The organism is Rhodococcus sp. H36-A4 (assembly GCF_027158005.1).
GTDB lineage: Bacteria > Actinomycetota > Actinomycetes > Mycobacteriales > Mycobacteriaceae > Rhodococcoides.
The window spans coordinates 68,698-82,274 of the sequence record NZ_JAPVLQ010000008.1 but is presented as its reverse complement, the minus strand read 5'-3'; the positions used below and the strand labels follow the sequence as shown (position 1 = coordinate 82,274).

At 61.8% G+C, this 13,577-nt stretch carries 15 protein-coding genes; 12 read left to right on the top strand and 3 right to left on the bottom strand.

Features of this window, described 5'->3' with window-relative positions; all coding sequences use genetic code 11:
- The first annotated feature begins 51 nt into the window (after positions 1-51).
- Both O1W68_RS19700 and O1W68_RS19695 read left to right on the top strand, forming a co-directional pair.
- Positions 52-588: a DUF3558 domain-containing protein gene (locus O1W68_RS19700; protein WP_269306452.1), complete on the top strand. Its 537-nt coding sequence runs from the start codon at positions 52-54 to the stop codon at positions 586-588.
- 16 nt (positions 589-604) lie between these two features.
- Positions 605-982 (top strand): hypothetical protein, encoded by a 378-nt coding sequence (locus O1W68_RS19695; protein ID WP_269306450.1) that lies wholly within the window; start codon positions 605-607, stop codon positions 980-982.
- A 43-nt stretch (positions 983-1,025) separates the two neighbouring features.
- Here O1W68_RS19695 and O1W68_RS19690 read toward each other — a convergent pair whose 3' ends face one another.
- Positions 1,026-2,186 carry an alpha/beta hydrolase family protein gene (locus O1W68_RS19690; protein WP_269306448.1) on the bottom strand — a complete coding sequence of 387 codons (1,161 nt, stop codon included), beginning with the start codon at positions 2,184-2,186 and terminating at the stop codon, positions 1,026-1,028.
- A gap of 109 nt (positions 2,187-2,295) precedes the next feature.
- Between O1W68_RS19690 and O1W68_RS19685 the strand changes: the two genes are divergently transcribed.
- The 4 genes from O1W68_RS19685 (at position 2,296) to O1W68_RS19670 (ending at position 4,982) form a co-directional block, all read left to right on the top strand.
- Positions 2,296-2,940: a TetR/AcrR family transcriptional regulator gene (locus O1W68_RS19685; protein ID WP_269306446.1), complete on the top strand. Its 645-nt coding sequence runs from the start codon at positions 2,296-2,298 to the stop codon at positions 2,938-2,940.
- A gap of 207 nt (positions 2,941-3,147) precedes the next feature.
- Positions 3,148-3,921 carry an 8-oxoguanine DNA glycosylase OGG fold protein gene (locus O1W68_RS19680; RefSeq protein WP_269306444.1) on the top strand — a complete coding sequence of 258 codons (774 nt, stop codon included), beginning with the start codon at positions 3,148-3,150 and terminating at the stop codon, positions 3,919-3,921.
- Positions 3,922-4,054: 133 nt separating this feature from the next.
- Positions 4,055-4,588: a DUF3558 domain-containing protein gene (locus tag O1W68_RS19675; RefSeq protein ID WP_269306442.1), complete on the top strand. Its 534-nt coding sequence runs from the start codon at positions 4,055-4,057 to the stop codon at positions 4,586-4,588.
- 16 nt (positions 4,589-4,604) lie between these two features.
- Positions 4,605-4,982: a hypothetical protein gene (locus O1W68_RS19670; protein WP_269306440.1), complete on the top strand. Its 378-nt coding sequence runs from the start codon at positions 4,605-4,607 to the stop codon at positions 4,980-4,982.
- A 42-nt stretch (positions 4,983-5,024) separates the two neighbouring features.
- On the opposite strand, the gene O1W68_RS19665 is transcribed toward O1W68_RS19670, so the two are convergent.
- Positions 5,025-5,681: a nitroreductase family protein gene (locus O1W68_RS19665; RefSeq protein WP_269306438.1), complete on the bottom strand. Its 657-nt coding sequence runs from the start codon at positions 5,679-5,681 to the stop codon at positions 5,025-5,027.
- A 97-nt stretch (positions 5,682-5,778) separates the two neighbouring features.
- Complete coding sequence (locus O1W68_RS19660; RefSeq protein ID WP_269306437.1) at positions 5,779-7,845, bottom strand: membrane dipeptidase; 2,067 nt, start codon at positions 7,843-7,845, stop codon at positions 5,779-5,781.
- Between the two features lie 1,160 nt (positions 7,846-9,005).
- Between O1W68_RS19660 and O1W68_RS19655 the strand changes: the two genes are divergently transcribed.
- The 6 genes from O1W68_RS19655 to O1W68_RS19630 are packed head-to-tail and all read left to right on the top strand — an operon-like array spanning position 9,006 to position 13,540.
- Positions 9,006-9,308 (top strand): urease subunit gamma, encoded by a 303-nt coding sequence (locus tag O1W68_RS19655; protein ID WP_269306436.1) that lies wholly within the window; start codon positions 9,006-9,008, stop codon positions 9,306-9,308.
- Positions 9,305-9,631: an urease subunit beta gene (locus tag O1W68_RS19650; RefSeq protein WP_269306434.1), complete on the top strand. Its 327-nt coding sequence runs from the start codon at positions 9,305-9,307 to the stop codon at positions 9,629-9,631. Before O1W68_RS19655 ends, O1W68_RS19650 begins: the two co-directional genes overlap by 4 nt.
- Complete coding sequence (locus tag O1W68_RS19645; protein WP_269306433.1) at positions 9,628-11,337, top strand: urease subunit alpha; 1,710 nt, start codon at positions 9,628-9,630, stop codon at positions 11,335-11,337. Before O1W68_RS19650 ends, O1W68_RS19645 begins: the two co-directional genes overlap by 4 nt.
- Positions 11,338-11,344: 7 nt before the next feature.
- Positions 11,345-12,016: an urease accessory protein UreF gene (locus O1W68_RS19640; protein WP_269306432.1), complete on the top strand. Its 672-nt coding sequence runs from the start codon at positions 11,345-11,347 to the stop codon at positions 12,014-12,016.
- Positions 12,009-12,737 carry an urease accessory protein UreG gene (ureG, locus tag O1W68_RS19635; protein WP_269306430.1) on the top strand — a complete coding sequence of 243 codons (729 nt, stop codon included), beginning with the start codon at positions 12,009-12,011 and terminating at the stop codon, positions 12,735-12,737. Before O1W68_RS19640 ends, ureG begins: the two co-directional genes overlap by 8 nt.
- Positions 12,734-13,540, top strand: a complete 807-nt coding sequence (locus O1W68_RS19630; protein WP_269306427.1) for an urease accessory protein UreD — start codon at positions 12,734-12,736, stop codon at positions 13,538-13,540. Before ureG ends, O1W68_RS19630 begins: the two co-directional genes overlap by 4 nt.
- Positions 13,541-13,577 lie beyond the last annotated feature (37 nt).

The following is a 13,577-nucleotide window of genomic DNA, read 5'->3' as shown; positions in this document are numbered from 1 at the left end:
GCACGCGTCTGTGCGTCTAACCTAACGAACAGTCCAACGGATGGGGGTCCGATGCAGCGCCGATGGCTGTCACTTCTCGCGGTAGCCGCCGTGCTGACTGGCTGCGCTCAGCCCGTCGACGGGGTAGCCGTCGCAGGGGTGCCCGGGCTGGCCGAGCAATTCGATCCCTGCAGCATCCCTGACGACGCCATCGCGGCAACCGGGCTCAATCCCGAAGCAAGGTTAGCGGGCTGGGGTGAAGGACTTAGCGTCAAGGCCTGGACGACATGTGGGTGGAGGGGCCCGACACGAAATTCTTGGTACCAGTTCGATGTGTACTTCTCAATCCAATTCACCCTTGACGAGGTTCGACAGAACCCCGCGTTCGAGAATTACAAAGACGTCAGCTTGGACGGCAGGCCGGCGCTCGAGTTCGGACTTTCGTCAATGGACCATGACGAAGCATGCGGCACGAGCTTCGACACCGCCGAGGGTGTTGTGATGTTCACGCTCGCGACCCTCGGAACGGCTTCGCCGCAGGGCGACCCGTGTGAACTCATCCGCCGACACACAATCGATCTCGGACGGTACTTCCCGCCTTCGATCTAGCTGAAAAGGAACCGCAATGGCTTTGGAATCCCCAATCGCATACTGGAACGGCCTCGCCACCGCGGCTGACGATGGGCAGTTGTTTCTCGATCCCGCTGCCGCGCGGCATTGCGACAAGGCATGCACTGAGTATCTGTCGACCCTCGAGACCAACAAGGACCTTGCGTTCAAGTTGGGAAACGTCAAAGGTATGGGTACTTTCGAATCCGGAATCGCGCTCGCCCGCAAATTCTCGCAAAAGGCCGTGGGTGGCCCGAACAACCTCGTCGACGTCCTCCAAAGCCATATCGACGTCGTCACGGCGATGCAAGCAGTGTTCCGAAAGTTCTTCGTCACTGCGGAGGACGTCGACGAGCACAACGCAACCTCGATCGGTCAGCACGGACCGCGGTAACCGAGTCGCTATCCGTTCCGCCCGCCGGCTTCTCTTGCCCTGATCAGTCTCCGCAGAGACCGGCCGGTGTCCGCCCGCCTTCGATTGCGGCAAGGAATGCGAGAGTGTCCTCGGCTGAGGCACCCACCGTCGGCACATGATCGAGCCCATCGTAGACGGTGTAACCGACCTGAGATCCTCTCGTGCACAACGATTCAGCGAGAGCCGCGGAACCCGGTTCGGTCACCGAAGTATCCCCGCCGCCCTGCAGAATAAGCGTCGGCACACGAGGACTGAGACGATCGGGGTTTTGCTCGGTCAAGTAGGACACCAGCGGAGTGAAGTCAGCCCCGGGACGGATCACCCTGTCCAGCGGAACCGTGTCGGCGAGCGCCCACACAGCGTCGGTGCAACCGACCTTAGCAGCCTCCAAGAGCGGCGTCATCTCGTCTGTGACGTAGTTGTAAGCGTCAAGAGCGGCATCGGCTGCCTGCGCGCCGAGCAATATCAAGGGCAGGTATCCCAGTACCGCGCGAGCTTCGGGACCGCCGGCCACGAAGTACTCGACAGTGTCACCGAGGTTGTTGCCCGGCGAGATCGACACTGCGCCACGCAGTTCGAGTTCCGGTGCTAAGTCCGGCCCCTGGTCAGCGGCGAACAATGCTGCATGCCCGCCTTGGCTATGCCCAGCGGCGTACCAGCCTGTGCCGACGCTGGAGTCCAGCTGGCGAGCTGCGCGCACGATATCGGTGACGGCTGCAGCTTCGGAGTCTCCGTTGATGTACGGATGAATCCCCGACGTCCCCAGCCCGACGTAATCCGTCTGCGCAACCACGTAACCGGCGCGCAGGAATTGGTCCAAGGTCTCGTTGACGTAGCGCAGATATTCACCGTCTGATCCGGGCACTGTTCCGGAGGACGGCGCGCAGGCGTCCGAAACCCCGGTAGTCCCGTGCGCCCAGCTGATTACCGGCCAGCCGGCTTCCGGAGCCTCGCCTGCGGGGATCGACACCGAGCCGGACACCTCGACGTCATCACCCTGCGGCCCACGGGACAGGTAGATGATCTGCTCGCTACGTACGGCGCCGGGCAGGACAGCGTCGCCAGCAAGTGGCTGAGTAGCCAACAGCGTGCCGTGCTCTTTTGGCTGCTCCGCTTCAGAGCGCTCGCCGGTTGCGGAACCACAGGCCACCATCAGGCCGGCCGTCGCGAGGACAGCAGCCAAGCGAACTCCCCGGTGCAAGTGTGTGTTGATCTCATTCTCCCAAGCTGGATTCAGCAATTTAGGTCAAGTGACCTAATCGGGACATTAGCACTGCCGTAGTCTCAGGTCCATGCCTGCCCCGAGCACACGCGAGGAGCTTCTCGATGCCGCTGAGCGACTAATTGCCGAGCGAGGACTAGCAGGCGTCTCGGTGCGCGAAGTCATTCGAGCTGCCGGGCAGCGCAACAACGGTGCAGTGGATTACTACTTCGGTTCTTGGCATGCACTGTTGATCGAGTTGTGGTCGCGTAGGGCCACCAGCGACGCATTGGTCCGCGAACTCCATACCGCAGCCGAAGACGCGCAAGACCGGCTCGGCGCACTGGTTGAGGCTTATGTGCGCCCGTTTGTCACCGAGATCGCGGCATGCTCGCCCTCCTACTGGGCTCGGTTCAACGAACAGTGGCTGGCGGGCATCCGCAGCGATTTCGTCGCATCGCCACAGCCGCTGATGCCTGATGACCCGACCTATCCGCCGATTCCCGGACTGGAAAATTTGCAACGACTACTTGCGGACATCGCCACCGAACTCAGGCACCTACCCACCGGAGACCGCCCGGCCCGGGTGGCACTGGCCGCGCGATTTGTGGTCTCCGCGCTCGCGTCATGGGAGCGCGATCGGGTGGCTGGCGTGTGGCGCGATCTCGACGCCTTCGAGACCGAATTGTGCGCACTGATGCTCGCCCTGCTACTTACTGGATCACATGCCCATTGACTGTCACCGAGCCGGGGTTCTCGTGTTCGGACTCGGTTGCCCAGCCAATCCCCCAGTTGGGTTGCAGCTTACCCCGGCAGAAACATGTAATGGAAAGCGTTGCGGCACAAACTTACTGAACATTGACTGGTATCGCGGAACCCGGGAGCGCAACCGGATTCAGTTCTGCTGAGCCTTCCTGTCGGTATGGGATGCCAAGATGTCTGCATGTCACGATTCGACGAAGGTTTCGCACCACCATCAGCCTGTGTGCAGTGGTGCCAGCTGCGCACGTACGATTTGCACGTTCTGGACGATGGTGTCGAGATCGACCTCGACTGGTGGAACAATCACCTCGACCGCGCAGGTCACGATATTCGACTTCGCGGACGCGACCTCGACGGGCACCTCGTCTCCGACGGAGTAGCGACTGTACAGCGCAACGACCTTCACATCGGCACTGATCTCGCCGACGGCGACCACGACTCGCTCGGCCTCCTCTTTCTGTGTGCCGCATGGCAGGGCAGCCACAAGAACCGCAAAGCGATACGGCGATTCCCCGACGTCCACAACCCACATTTGACGCGTCCAGACGAGAATCCAGTTGCGAAAACGTTGACGGTGCTCCAACGATGCATACGTGACCGCGCAGTACCGGAACTCCCGAACGGATCCTGGTCCGGATGGCCCGACACCCCAGGCGTCGGAACATCCCTTATGGCCACGTTTCTCTGGGCAGCCAAAGCATCCGTGGACGGTGGGCGCGCTCAGTTGATCGACCAATACGGGGTGTCCACCCTAATTCACGAGGGGTGGCTGGAAGATCCCGCTGTCACCGGCTTCACGCGGCGTCGTTACGACCGCTACGTACAACTACTTTCCAACTGGGCTATCGATATCGGCACCAGCCCAGAACTGATCGAGATGTGGCTCGTTCAACGGTGGAGCGCTCGAAAGTCAGAAGCACGCTTCGGCAGTAACGCGCAGCCGACTCTGTTCTGAACCGCGCACTGCCACAGATACATCGACGATGTAATTTGCTACACCCCACCGGCGGAGGATTGATAGCCAGGGTGGAACCAAAACCAGGGTCTCTGCGTCTAACCTAACGACGAGTCCAACGGATGGGGGTCCGATGCAGCGCCGGTGGGTACCACTTGCAGCGGTGGCCGCTGTCCTCACAGCCTGCAGCCAACCCGTCGAGGGAGTAGCCGTCGCAGGGGTGCCAGGGCAGGCCGAGCAATTCGACCCCTGCAGCATCCCGGACGACGCGATCGCCGCGACCGGGCTCAATCCGGAAACCGGGTCAGGATGGATAGAAGGAATCAGCGTCAAGGCCTGGACGAACTGCGGCTGGGCCGGTCCGACTCCGAATCCCTGGTACCACTTCGGCGTGCTGTTTTCGATTCGATTCACCCTCGACGAAGTTCGGCACAACAGTGCGTTTCAGGATTTCAAAGACGTCAGGTTAGGGGGCAGGACAGCCCTCGAATTCGGACTCGCATCTATGGATCCAGACGAAGGCTGTGGAACCAGCTTCGACACCACCGAAGGTGTTGTAATGCTCACGGTCGAGGCTCTCGGAACCGTCCCGCCCCAGGGTGACCCGTGTGAATTAGTTCGGCGACACACAATCGAACTCCAGCAGTACTTCCCGCCCTCGATCTAGCTAAGAAGGAACCGCAATGACACTCGAGACTCCCCTCGGATACTGGAAACGCCTCGGAACCGCAGCCGACGAGGGCCATCTGTTCCTCGATCCCGCAGCCGCACGCCATTGCGACACGGCATGCAGCGAATATTTATGTACTCTCGAAAAAAACAAGACCGACGCCCGTGCCCTGGAAAAGGTCGAAGGGTTCGGTACCTTCGATTCCGGAATCGCTCTTGCCCGCAAGTTCTCCCAAAAGGCCGTGGGCGGCCCGAACAACCTCGTGGACGTCCTGCAAAGCCATATCGACGTCGTCACATCGATGCAAGCAGTGTTCCGAAAATTCTTCGTAGCCGCCGAGGACATCGAACAGCAGAACGCGACATCGATCGGTCAGAACGGACCGCGGTAGCCGGCACCCTACTTCTCGCCTCGCTGCGTCGGGAATCGCTGGCTACCAGGAGTTTACGTGCAGAACGGTCTCGATAGGATCGCGCGGTGCCACCTTGAAGGTCTCACCCGTGTAATAGGCCGTGGGAATCAGCGCACCCTGATGGAACCCCTCGGGAATGCCGAGAATCTCGGCCACCTCAGCTTCACGCGCGAGATGTATTGTGGTCCAAGCGGTTCCGAGGCCACGTGCCCGTGCAGCAAGGGCATAATTCCACACGGCGGGCAACAATGAACCCCATAGCCCGGCTTGATTGCCGCTGGGCAGCTTCTTGCCTGCCTTGATGCAGGGGATCAACAGCACGGGCACTTCACCCATGTGCTCACCTAGCCACCCGGCACTGTCTCCGACACGTTTCTGTATCGGACCTCGCTCGGGGTCGTCGGCGAAGAGAGCGTTCGCCGAATGTTTGGACGCCTGATATTCGGCGAACAGTTCTCCGTAGATCGCGCCGATCTGTGAACGTAGGTCTGGATCTGTGACCACCACCCACTGCCAGCCCTGCTGGTTCGATCCGGACGGACCTTGTAACGCGATCTCGAGGCACTCCTTGATCAGGTCCAATGGCACGGCCCGCGTCAGATCGAGACGTTTGCGGACGGTACGCGTCATGGTCAGTAGTTCGTCGGGTGTCAGGTCGATAATCGGGTACGAAGTCATCTTTTGATCATGCCCGAGTCCCTTGGAGCTCAACCTTCCCACGATCGATGACGTGGAGATCAGTTGCCTTCACCGTGTGGCTTCCGATATCCGCGATTCATTTGGCTACGCGCTCCCACATCTGCAGGTAAGCCTCGGCACCGTGACTGAGGTCCTCGATGAATTGGTCGCCGTCCGCACCGGCCACCAGTTGCGTATCGGCGATCCAGTCCGGGATCAGCCCGTAATGCGCGGCACCGTCGATGTTGACGTCGAAGACGCGTTCTCCGGTGCGCTGACGGTCCATCACGGTGCCGCCGTCGAACGGGGTGAACGGATAGCTCAGCGGATTCTCGGCGGCATCCTTGCGCGGAGGGACTTGCGCTCCCAATCCGTTGGTATCTGCACCGAATCCGAAGCCGTAGTAGTAGTCGTCACTGCGCTGCGCCCGGTAGGTGCGCCAACTTTCCAGAAACTCGGCCGGTGTACTCGCGTACTCCGATACGAATCCGCCGAGCGCGTATATACGGGGAACGTTCGTCGGATCGGTCCAACCATGGCCGGACACCACGCCGGAGTACTGCGCGGCGTCGAGCAACTTCAGGGTGTCGTCGGCGGTCTTGACACTCATGTGGTCGATGTCGACGATCATGCCGCGGTCCATCATGCCCTCGACCGCATGCTCACCGAGAGCGCTCAGTCCTCGGACGTTGCATTGCGGGCCGTCCGGATAGCTGGCTCCTGAGCTACCTGAGGGAAGCGCGGAAGACATGCTCCCGAGATTGCCCGGGATGATCGACATCAGCGGATTGTCGGCGGCTTCACCGGTGCAGGGCTCGGTCTTCCAGAACTTGCCGGTCCCGAGGAAGTTGCCGATGTTGACCGCAACACCGGTGAGGCCGGGATCGAATCGTGTTCCGCCGAAGGCGTTGTCGAACTTGTGGGTGAGGATGACCTGTCGGACACCCATTCCGTACACCTCGTCGAGACCTTCGTCGATATCGGCTTCGGTGCACTGCGGCTTGTCATTACGCAGGGTGCAGCCGAACATCTCGGAGACCTCGATGCCCAGGGTGACGGCCAGCTTGCCGTCGGCCGCGACCTGCCGGACCTCTTCCGGAGAGCGGACGATACGGAACCAGCCTTTACCGGGCCCGCCATACTGGGCGTCGATGTAGTCCTGCAGTTCGCGGACCTGTTCGGCCTGAATTCGGACGGTATCCATCTCGTTGCACGGGTTGCGTTTGCTCGGATACAGCTCGCACAGCACGCGGTTGGCTACGAACATGTTGGTGAAGATGCGCAGTCCGCCGCGCCAGGCACGTTCGACCCACTTGTAGTAGGTCTGTTCGTGGGTGAGCGAGTCCTGGGCCGGCCAGTCCGCGAAGGTCGGCCACCCCGTGGTGTCGTGTTCCGCGAACGGTGTGCCCTGGGAAAGGATGTTCTCGAGTAGGGCGGGAATCCCGTTGCTGCCGTGGTCGGGGCAGTCCTGCAAGGCTGCGGTGATGCCCTGTGGGTCGAACGGTGTGCCGCAGTGCACATTTCCACCCATGAACTCGGAGGCGTCCAAATGCACATGGGTATCGATGAAGCCGCGGACTTCACCGTTCGGTCCGGTGGCGGTCGACGGTGCGCCGGTGGCGTTGACTTCGGAGTCGGGGAAGTCAGCGCATCCCACGGTGGGAGAGACGGTGAACTGGCCGCCGTCAGAGTTTTCGCCGGGGCCGGTCAGAGTCAGGCCGGAATCGGTGGAGGTGAGCTGGTTGCCGTTTCCGGTCGCGGTGATGCGGTAGCTACCGTCGGTGTGAGTCAGCGTCCAGTCGGTATTCGGGAGGGCGTCGCGCGTCGAGACCACTGAATTCTTGCCCTCATGGGCGAGGAGGTCGCCTTCCGGGCCGTAGAACATGAACCGGCCCAATTGGGCGGCGTGGAGTCGAAACGGTTCGGCTTCCGCCGCGGTGGCGTCGGCGCGGTAGCCCTCGCCGCCGCGCCGAATGAACTCCCCGCTCAGCCCGGACTGGAGCGCATAACAGCCGTTGGCGAGACCGTAAACGGAATTGCCGAGAAGAGGTTCCGGGGCCACGACCGGTTGGGCAGCAACCGGATTCGTGACGGCAAGGGAGAAGGCGAGCGCCGCGGCCAGCGCCTGAGAGAGCAGACGTATGTGCCGTGTGAGGATGGTCATCGGTTCCGTGGTCCCGTCAGTTGAGAGGCTCGACTCCGGCAGGAGCGTAGATCGAACCAGACTCAGGGTCCGTAATTTTGGCTCATTTTGGAACCTGGAGCAATCACCGAGCCTGAAACCGTTCTTTGGATTGTTATGAATCACAGTGCTGGCCCTGTGGATCCATCAGGCCCTGCCACCATGCGTGCGACGAGCGAGCCGATTTGGCAACAAGGGTTGACCGGCTTACGTTCTCCACAGACATCGACGCCGTACTCCTGAATACACCGCTTCCACTGCGTGACAAACGAGTTCATTCAACGCGTGACAGACCCACGGTTTATTTTGTGGATCCGCTCCGATGAGTCTCAGCGATATCAAGATCGACCTCGACGAGCCCGCTCGGATACTGCTCCAGAATGCACAGGTGACGGGCGGCGTCTCCAACGCCGCCCGTCGAATACTGAAGGTATGACTGCTCGATTGCCGTCTGAGCACCCACTGCCCTCCCCATGGAAATACCATGGCTTCTGCTGCGGCTCGAGCTCTGACGATGAAGACCCGCAGTCTTTCGCGGCGTGGATCGACCTGCCGGTGATCGCACTCGGTATCTTTCACCTGGTCCGCTAACACGAAATCCATCGTGGGTTGGCGGACTTTCGCCCCACTCGTCAGTTCTCACGACACCGGAAACCTGATCAAGAATGCTGAGCGTGCAGCGGGGTCGAGCCGACGTGCTGCGCGGTGGTCGGGCCACTCCATACATTTCTTCGGACGGATACGAACCTCGGTCGAAAATCGCGCCTTGCCGAAAAACACTGGGCGTCAAGCATTCACTGAGGAACGCTCGACCGGCGAGAATCTAACTTTCTAGCCACGCTGCCCGGTCGAAGTCGAAGAGCTCTCGTACTCCAATCCGATCGCCCAGTCGCGCTATGCTTCGGCCATGGGCAAGTTGAAGAATGCAGTAGAGGGACTTTTCAAACGGAAGAAGGCTACTCCCGAACCCGCGCCCAAGCAGCTCGATCGTTGGGCCGACGAGGGTGGGGCACTTCCGCCTGAGCCACCGCGAGGTTCTGGCACTCGGTAGATTTAAAGAGAACGTAACCGGGCGTTCGGTCGCATCCCCCGCCTCCATGGCTAGGGTCGAATTTTCCTGCAAAGAAACACGAGGTCGATCGATGCAACTGGTTCCATCGGACACGGAGAAGTTGCTCCTCAGTGTGGCCGGGATGGTAGCCCGTGACCGACGTGAACGAGGCGTCGTCCTGAACTATCCGGAGGCGACAGCGCTGCTGTCCTGCTGGGTGATGGAGAGAGCCCGCGAGGGTAGACGCGTCGCCGAACTGATGACCGAGGGCAGGAAAGTGCTCAGCAGAGAAGAGGTCATGGAAGGCGTCCCGGAGATGATCGGTGCCATCCAGGTAGAAGCGACGTTCCCCGACGGGCGCAAGCTGGTCACCATCACGGATCCGATCCAATGATCCCCGGTGAATTTCGCTTACGCCCCGAGGCCGTGGAACTCAATGCCGGCCGGGAGCGCCGCACTCTCCTGGTGGTCAACACCGGAGACCGGCCCATTCAAGTCGGATCACATGCGCATCTGCCCGACGCCAACTCGGCCTTGGAGTTCGACCGTGACCAAGCCGAGGGCTTTCGTCTCGACCTGCCGGCAGGTACGTCGGTACGACTCGAACCCGGGGTGAGCCGGATGGTCGACCTTGTGGCCTTGGGCGGCCGCAAACGCGTACCCGGCCTGCAAATCAAGACCGATACCAACGCTCCGTCGGCGAAAGAGAAGTCATGAGTTGGATCGATCGCCTGAAGTACGTCCAGCTGTACGGGCCGACGACGGGTGACCAGATCCGGTTGGCAGACACCGACCTGTGGATCGAGGTTGCCGAGGATCGCACCGTCGGAGGCGACGAAGCTACGTTCGGCGGAGGCAAGACGATCCGCGAATCCATGGGCCAAGGCCATTCGATGCGTTCCGAGGGTGCGCTCGATGTTGTGATCACCAACGCGGTCGTTCTCGATCACTGGGGCATCGTCCGCGCCGACGTCGGAATCCGTGACGGTCGAATCGTGGCGGTCGCCAAGGCCGGTAACTCCGACATCATGGACGGAATTCGTCCCGACATGCAGATCGGGCCTGCTACCGATGTCATCTCGGGAGAAGGCAAAATCCTCACCGCGGGTGCCGTCGACACGCACGTGCATTTTCTCAGTGAAATCGAGATGCGTGAAGCGCTGGCAACCGGAACGACAACGGTCATCGGCGGCGGTACTGGGCCCACCGAAGGGTCGAAGGCGACCACGGTCACCGGCGGCGCATGGGCACTCACGATGATGCACCGTGCACTCGACCACATCCCCCTCAACGTCATCCTTTTCGGCAAGGGCAGCACCGTGTCGCAGGGAGCGTTACGTGAAGATGCGCTGGCAGGTGCCGGCGGGTACAAGATCCACGAGGATTGGGGCGCAACTCCGGCCGCGATCGACGCATCGCTGCGCGCCGCCGAGGAGTTCGGTCTCCAGGTCGCACTCCACGCCGACAGCCTCAACGAGACCGGCTATGTGCAAAGCACTCTCGACGCCATCGCCGGACGTGGCATCCACGCGTTCCATTCCGAAGGCGCGGGCGGTGGCCACGCCCCCGACATCATCACTGTGGTCAGTGAGCCGAATGTGATTCCCGCGTCGACCAACCCGACGCTCCCGTACACCGTCAATACCGTCGACGAGCACCTCGACATGCTCATGGTCGTTCACCACCTGAATCCGAAGGTGCCCGAGGACCTGGCATTCGCGGAGTCTCGAATTCGGGCCTCGACGATGGCCGCCGAAGACATTTTGCAGGACATGGGCGCAATGTCGATCACCTCGTCCGACGCGCAAGCAATGGGCCGGATCGGCGAAGTGATCTGCCGCACTTGGCAAGTGGCGCACGTGATGAAGAACCGCCGCGGTTCACTGGGTTCCTCCGAACCTGCCGACAACGAGCGGGCTCGCCGCTATGTAGCGAAGTACACCATCTGCCCCGCCGTCGCGCACGGTATCGATCACGAGATCGGATCGGTGGAGAGCGGCAAGATGGCGGACCTCGTTCTGTGGGATCCGGCGTTCTTCGGGATCCGGCCATGGGCGGTCATCAAATCCGGGGCAATCGTCGCAGCGCCGCTCGGCGACCCTAACGGTGCGGTGCCGAATCCGCAACCGGTCCTGACTCGCCCGACGTTGCCGGCTGAGGCTGCCTCCGCCGCACACCTGGCAACGACGTTCGTCTCGCAGGCAGCACTCGACGATGGACTGGCCGACCGGCTGGGACTGACCCGAAAGTTGGCTGCTGTCCGCCCGACTCGCAATATCGGCAAAGCGTCCATGCCGAACAACACGACGCTGCCGAAACTCGACATCGACCCAGAGACGTTCGCGATCTCCATCGACGGTGAACTGGTTCGACCGAAGCCGGTGGACGTAGTGCCGCTCGCGCAGCGTTACACGATGTTCTAGAAGATCGATGACCGGTCATATAGGAGCGCTCCTCCTGGGCGACGCGCGGCTCCCCACTGGCGGACACATCTATTCAGGCGGTTTGGAGCCGGCGCTAGTGGCGGGCATGCCGCCCGAGCGGGTTCCGGACTATATACGGGCGCGTTGCCGGACGGTGGCAACAGTCGAGGCATCGGCTGCTGTATTGGCTTATCGTGCAGCACAATCCGACGACCCGTCGGGACTCGAATCTGTTCACGATGCTCTTCTCGCCCGGACCACCAGCGAACCGCTGCGCAACGTTTCGGGAATGCTCGGGCGCGGACTGGTCCGAATGGCACTGAGACTGTGGCCCGAGCACCCCGCGGTCACTGCGCTCGTGGCTATCGATCGTGCACCGATGCGTCCCGTCGCCCTGGGCGCCGTCGCTGCGGTCATGGGTATCGGCGAGGCAGCCGTTGCTCGCGTTTGTTTCTACGACGACATCCAAACTGTTGCCTCGGCAACGCTCAAACTCGCGCCCATCGATCCCGTGGACCCGGTGGCGTGGGTGCTTTCTCTCGAACCACTGATCGACACATTGGTGGAGAACGTGCTTGCCGTCGAATCCGTCGACGACATGCTCGCCGCCACCGCACCAGAAGCCGAGCAGTGGTCACTGAACCATGCTGGTAAAACAAGGAGAATTTTCATTGCCTGACAAGACCGAACTGACCAACGGCGCCGGCGCACCACTGCGGCGTGCTTTGCGCCTCGGCATCGCAGGCCCCGTCGGCACCGGCAAGAGCACGTTGATCGCCACGATCTGCCGTGCACTCGCCGACGAACTGGAAATAGCCGTCGTCACCAACGACATCTACACCGACGAGGATGCACGGTTGCTCCGCTCGGCGGGAGTGCTGCCCGTCGAACGCATTCACGCCGTCGAGACCGGTGCATGTCCTCACACCGCGATCCGCGACGACATCACCCCCAACCTCCTTGCGGTCGAGGATCTCGAAGCCGAGTTCGCACCACTCGATCTGGTGATCGTCGAGAGTGGCGGTGACAACCTCACGGCAACATTCAGCCCCGCTCTCGTGGACGCACAGATCTTCTGCCTCGACGTCGCAGGAGGCGGCGATGTGGCCCGCAAGGGTGGCCCCGGCATCGAACGCGCAGACCTACTCCTCGTGAACAAAGTGGACCTCGCCCCGTACGTGCGCGTCGACGTCGAGCAAATGGTGGCCGACGCCAAGGAAGCTCGGGACGGACTTCCAGTGTTGGCGTTGAGCTGGGATGACACCGACGCGATCGCAAGACTCGCGCAATGGGTCCGGCAGATCCTCGACGATCACAGGAACGGCCGTCACGTGCCCCGTGATCCGGGCCCGATGGCGCCGCACAGTCACTCCGACGGCACGCAGCACAGTCATACGTGACCGAAACGGTTACGACGAGGGTCCATGTCGAGTTGGTGAAGGGCCGGGCTCGATTCACCGAAATGCGTTCGGGCACATTCCTTCGCCCGCAACCGTTGCACGTCGACGGACCGGTTGCACGGCTGGCACTGATCGGGAGCTACGCAATGCTCCTGGCGGGAGATGATCTCCGACTCGACATCCATGTCGGTCCTGGAGTGTGGCTCGAACTCGTCGAACCGTCCGGCACGGTGGCCTATCACGCACAAGGCGGTTCGGCGTCGTGGTCGGCGTCGATCCGGGTCGATGAGAATGCGCAGTTGGTATGGCGCTCTGCGCCGTTCGTCGTGACCGCGGGAGCGAACGTAAGAAGGCATACCCAGATCGGCCTCGGCGACGGCGCCCGCGCCCTGATCTCGGAAACACTCGTCCTCGGACGCACATACGAGGACGGGGGCGGGCCCCTACGTTCAACGATGCGGGTTGATCAAATGGACAAACCCCTGTTGGTCGAGGACCTCGATCTGCGTGACACTGCGCATCGCGACCTGCCCGGGGTGCTAGGTAGCAATCGCACAATGGCGTCGGTGCTGCTCGTCGGAGCACGGCCGGGAGCAGCCGAGGGCGTGCACGAGACGCGGCTGGCGGGCGCGGGTGCGCTTGCGCGTGCATTGGCTCCGCAAGCGCACGAAGCTCAGGCCGTGGTCGACCTCTCGTGGGACCGCTGGTCGAAAGAGTACCTCGATCCGGCTGACCACCGTCGGAAGTTGGAAATCATTGCCACGCAGGCCGTTTCGCCGACACACTCAGCTGATTCAGAGTGAGTGTGCCGGCCATGGGTCAAAAGTGATCGATAGAGGG

Coding starts and splice junctions, on each gene's coding strand:
- O1W68_RS19700 (WP_269306452.1), top strand. CDS start 52: ATGCAGCGCCGATGGCTGTCACTTCTCGCGGTAGCCGCCGTGCTGACT.
- O1W68_RS19695 (WP_269306450.1), top strand. CDS start 605: ATGGCTTTGGAATCCCCAATCGCATACTGGAACGGCCTCGCCACCGCG.
- O1W68_RS19685 (WP_269306446.1), top strand. CDS start 2,296: ATGCCTGCCCCGAGCACACGCGAGGAGCTTCTCGATGCCGCTGAGCGA.
- O1W68_RS19680 (WP_269306444.1), top strand. CDS start 3,148: ATGTCACGATTCGACGAAGGTTTCGCACCACCATCAGCCTGTGTGCAG.
- O1W68_RS19675 (WP_269306442.1), top strand. CDS start 4,055: ATGCAGCGCCGGTGGGTACCACTTGCAGCGGTGGCCGCTGTCCTCACA.
- O1W68_RS19670 (WP_269306440.1), top strand. CDS start 4,605: ATGACACTCGAGACTCCCCTCGGATACTGGAAACGCCTCGGAACCGCA.
- O1W68_RS19665 (WP_269306438.1), bottom strand. CDS start 5,681: ATGACTTCGTACCCGATTATCGACCTGACACCCGACGAACTACTGACC.
- O1W68_RS19660 (WP_269306437.1), bottom strand. CDS start 7,845: ATGACCATCCTCACACGGCACATACGTCTGCTCTCTCAGGCGCTGGCC.
- O1W68_RS19655 (WP_269306436.1), top strand. CDS start 9,006: ATGCAACTGGTTCCATCGGACACGGAGAAGTTGCTCCTCAGTGTGGCC.
- O1W68_RS19650 (WP_269306434.1), top strand. CDS start 9,305: ATGATCCCCGGTGAATTTCGCTTACGCCCCGAGGCCGTGGAACTCAAT.
- O1W68_RS19645 (WP_269306433.1), top strand. CDS start 9,628: ATGAGTTGGATCGATCGCCTGAAGTACGTCCAGCTGTACGGGCCGACG.
- O1W68_RS19640 (WP_269306432.1), top strand. CDS start 11,345: ATGACCGGTCATATAGGAGCGCTCCTCCTGGGCGACGCGCGGCTCCCC.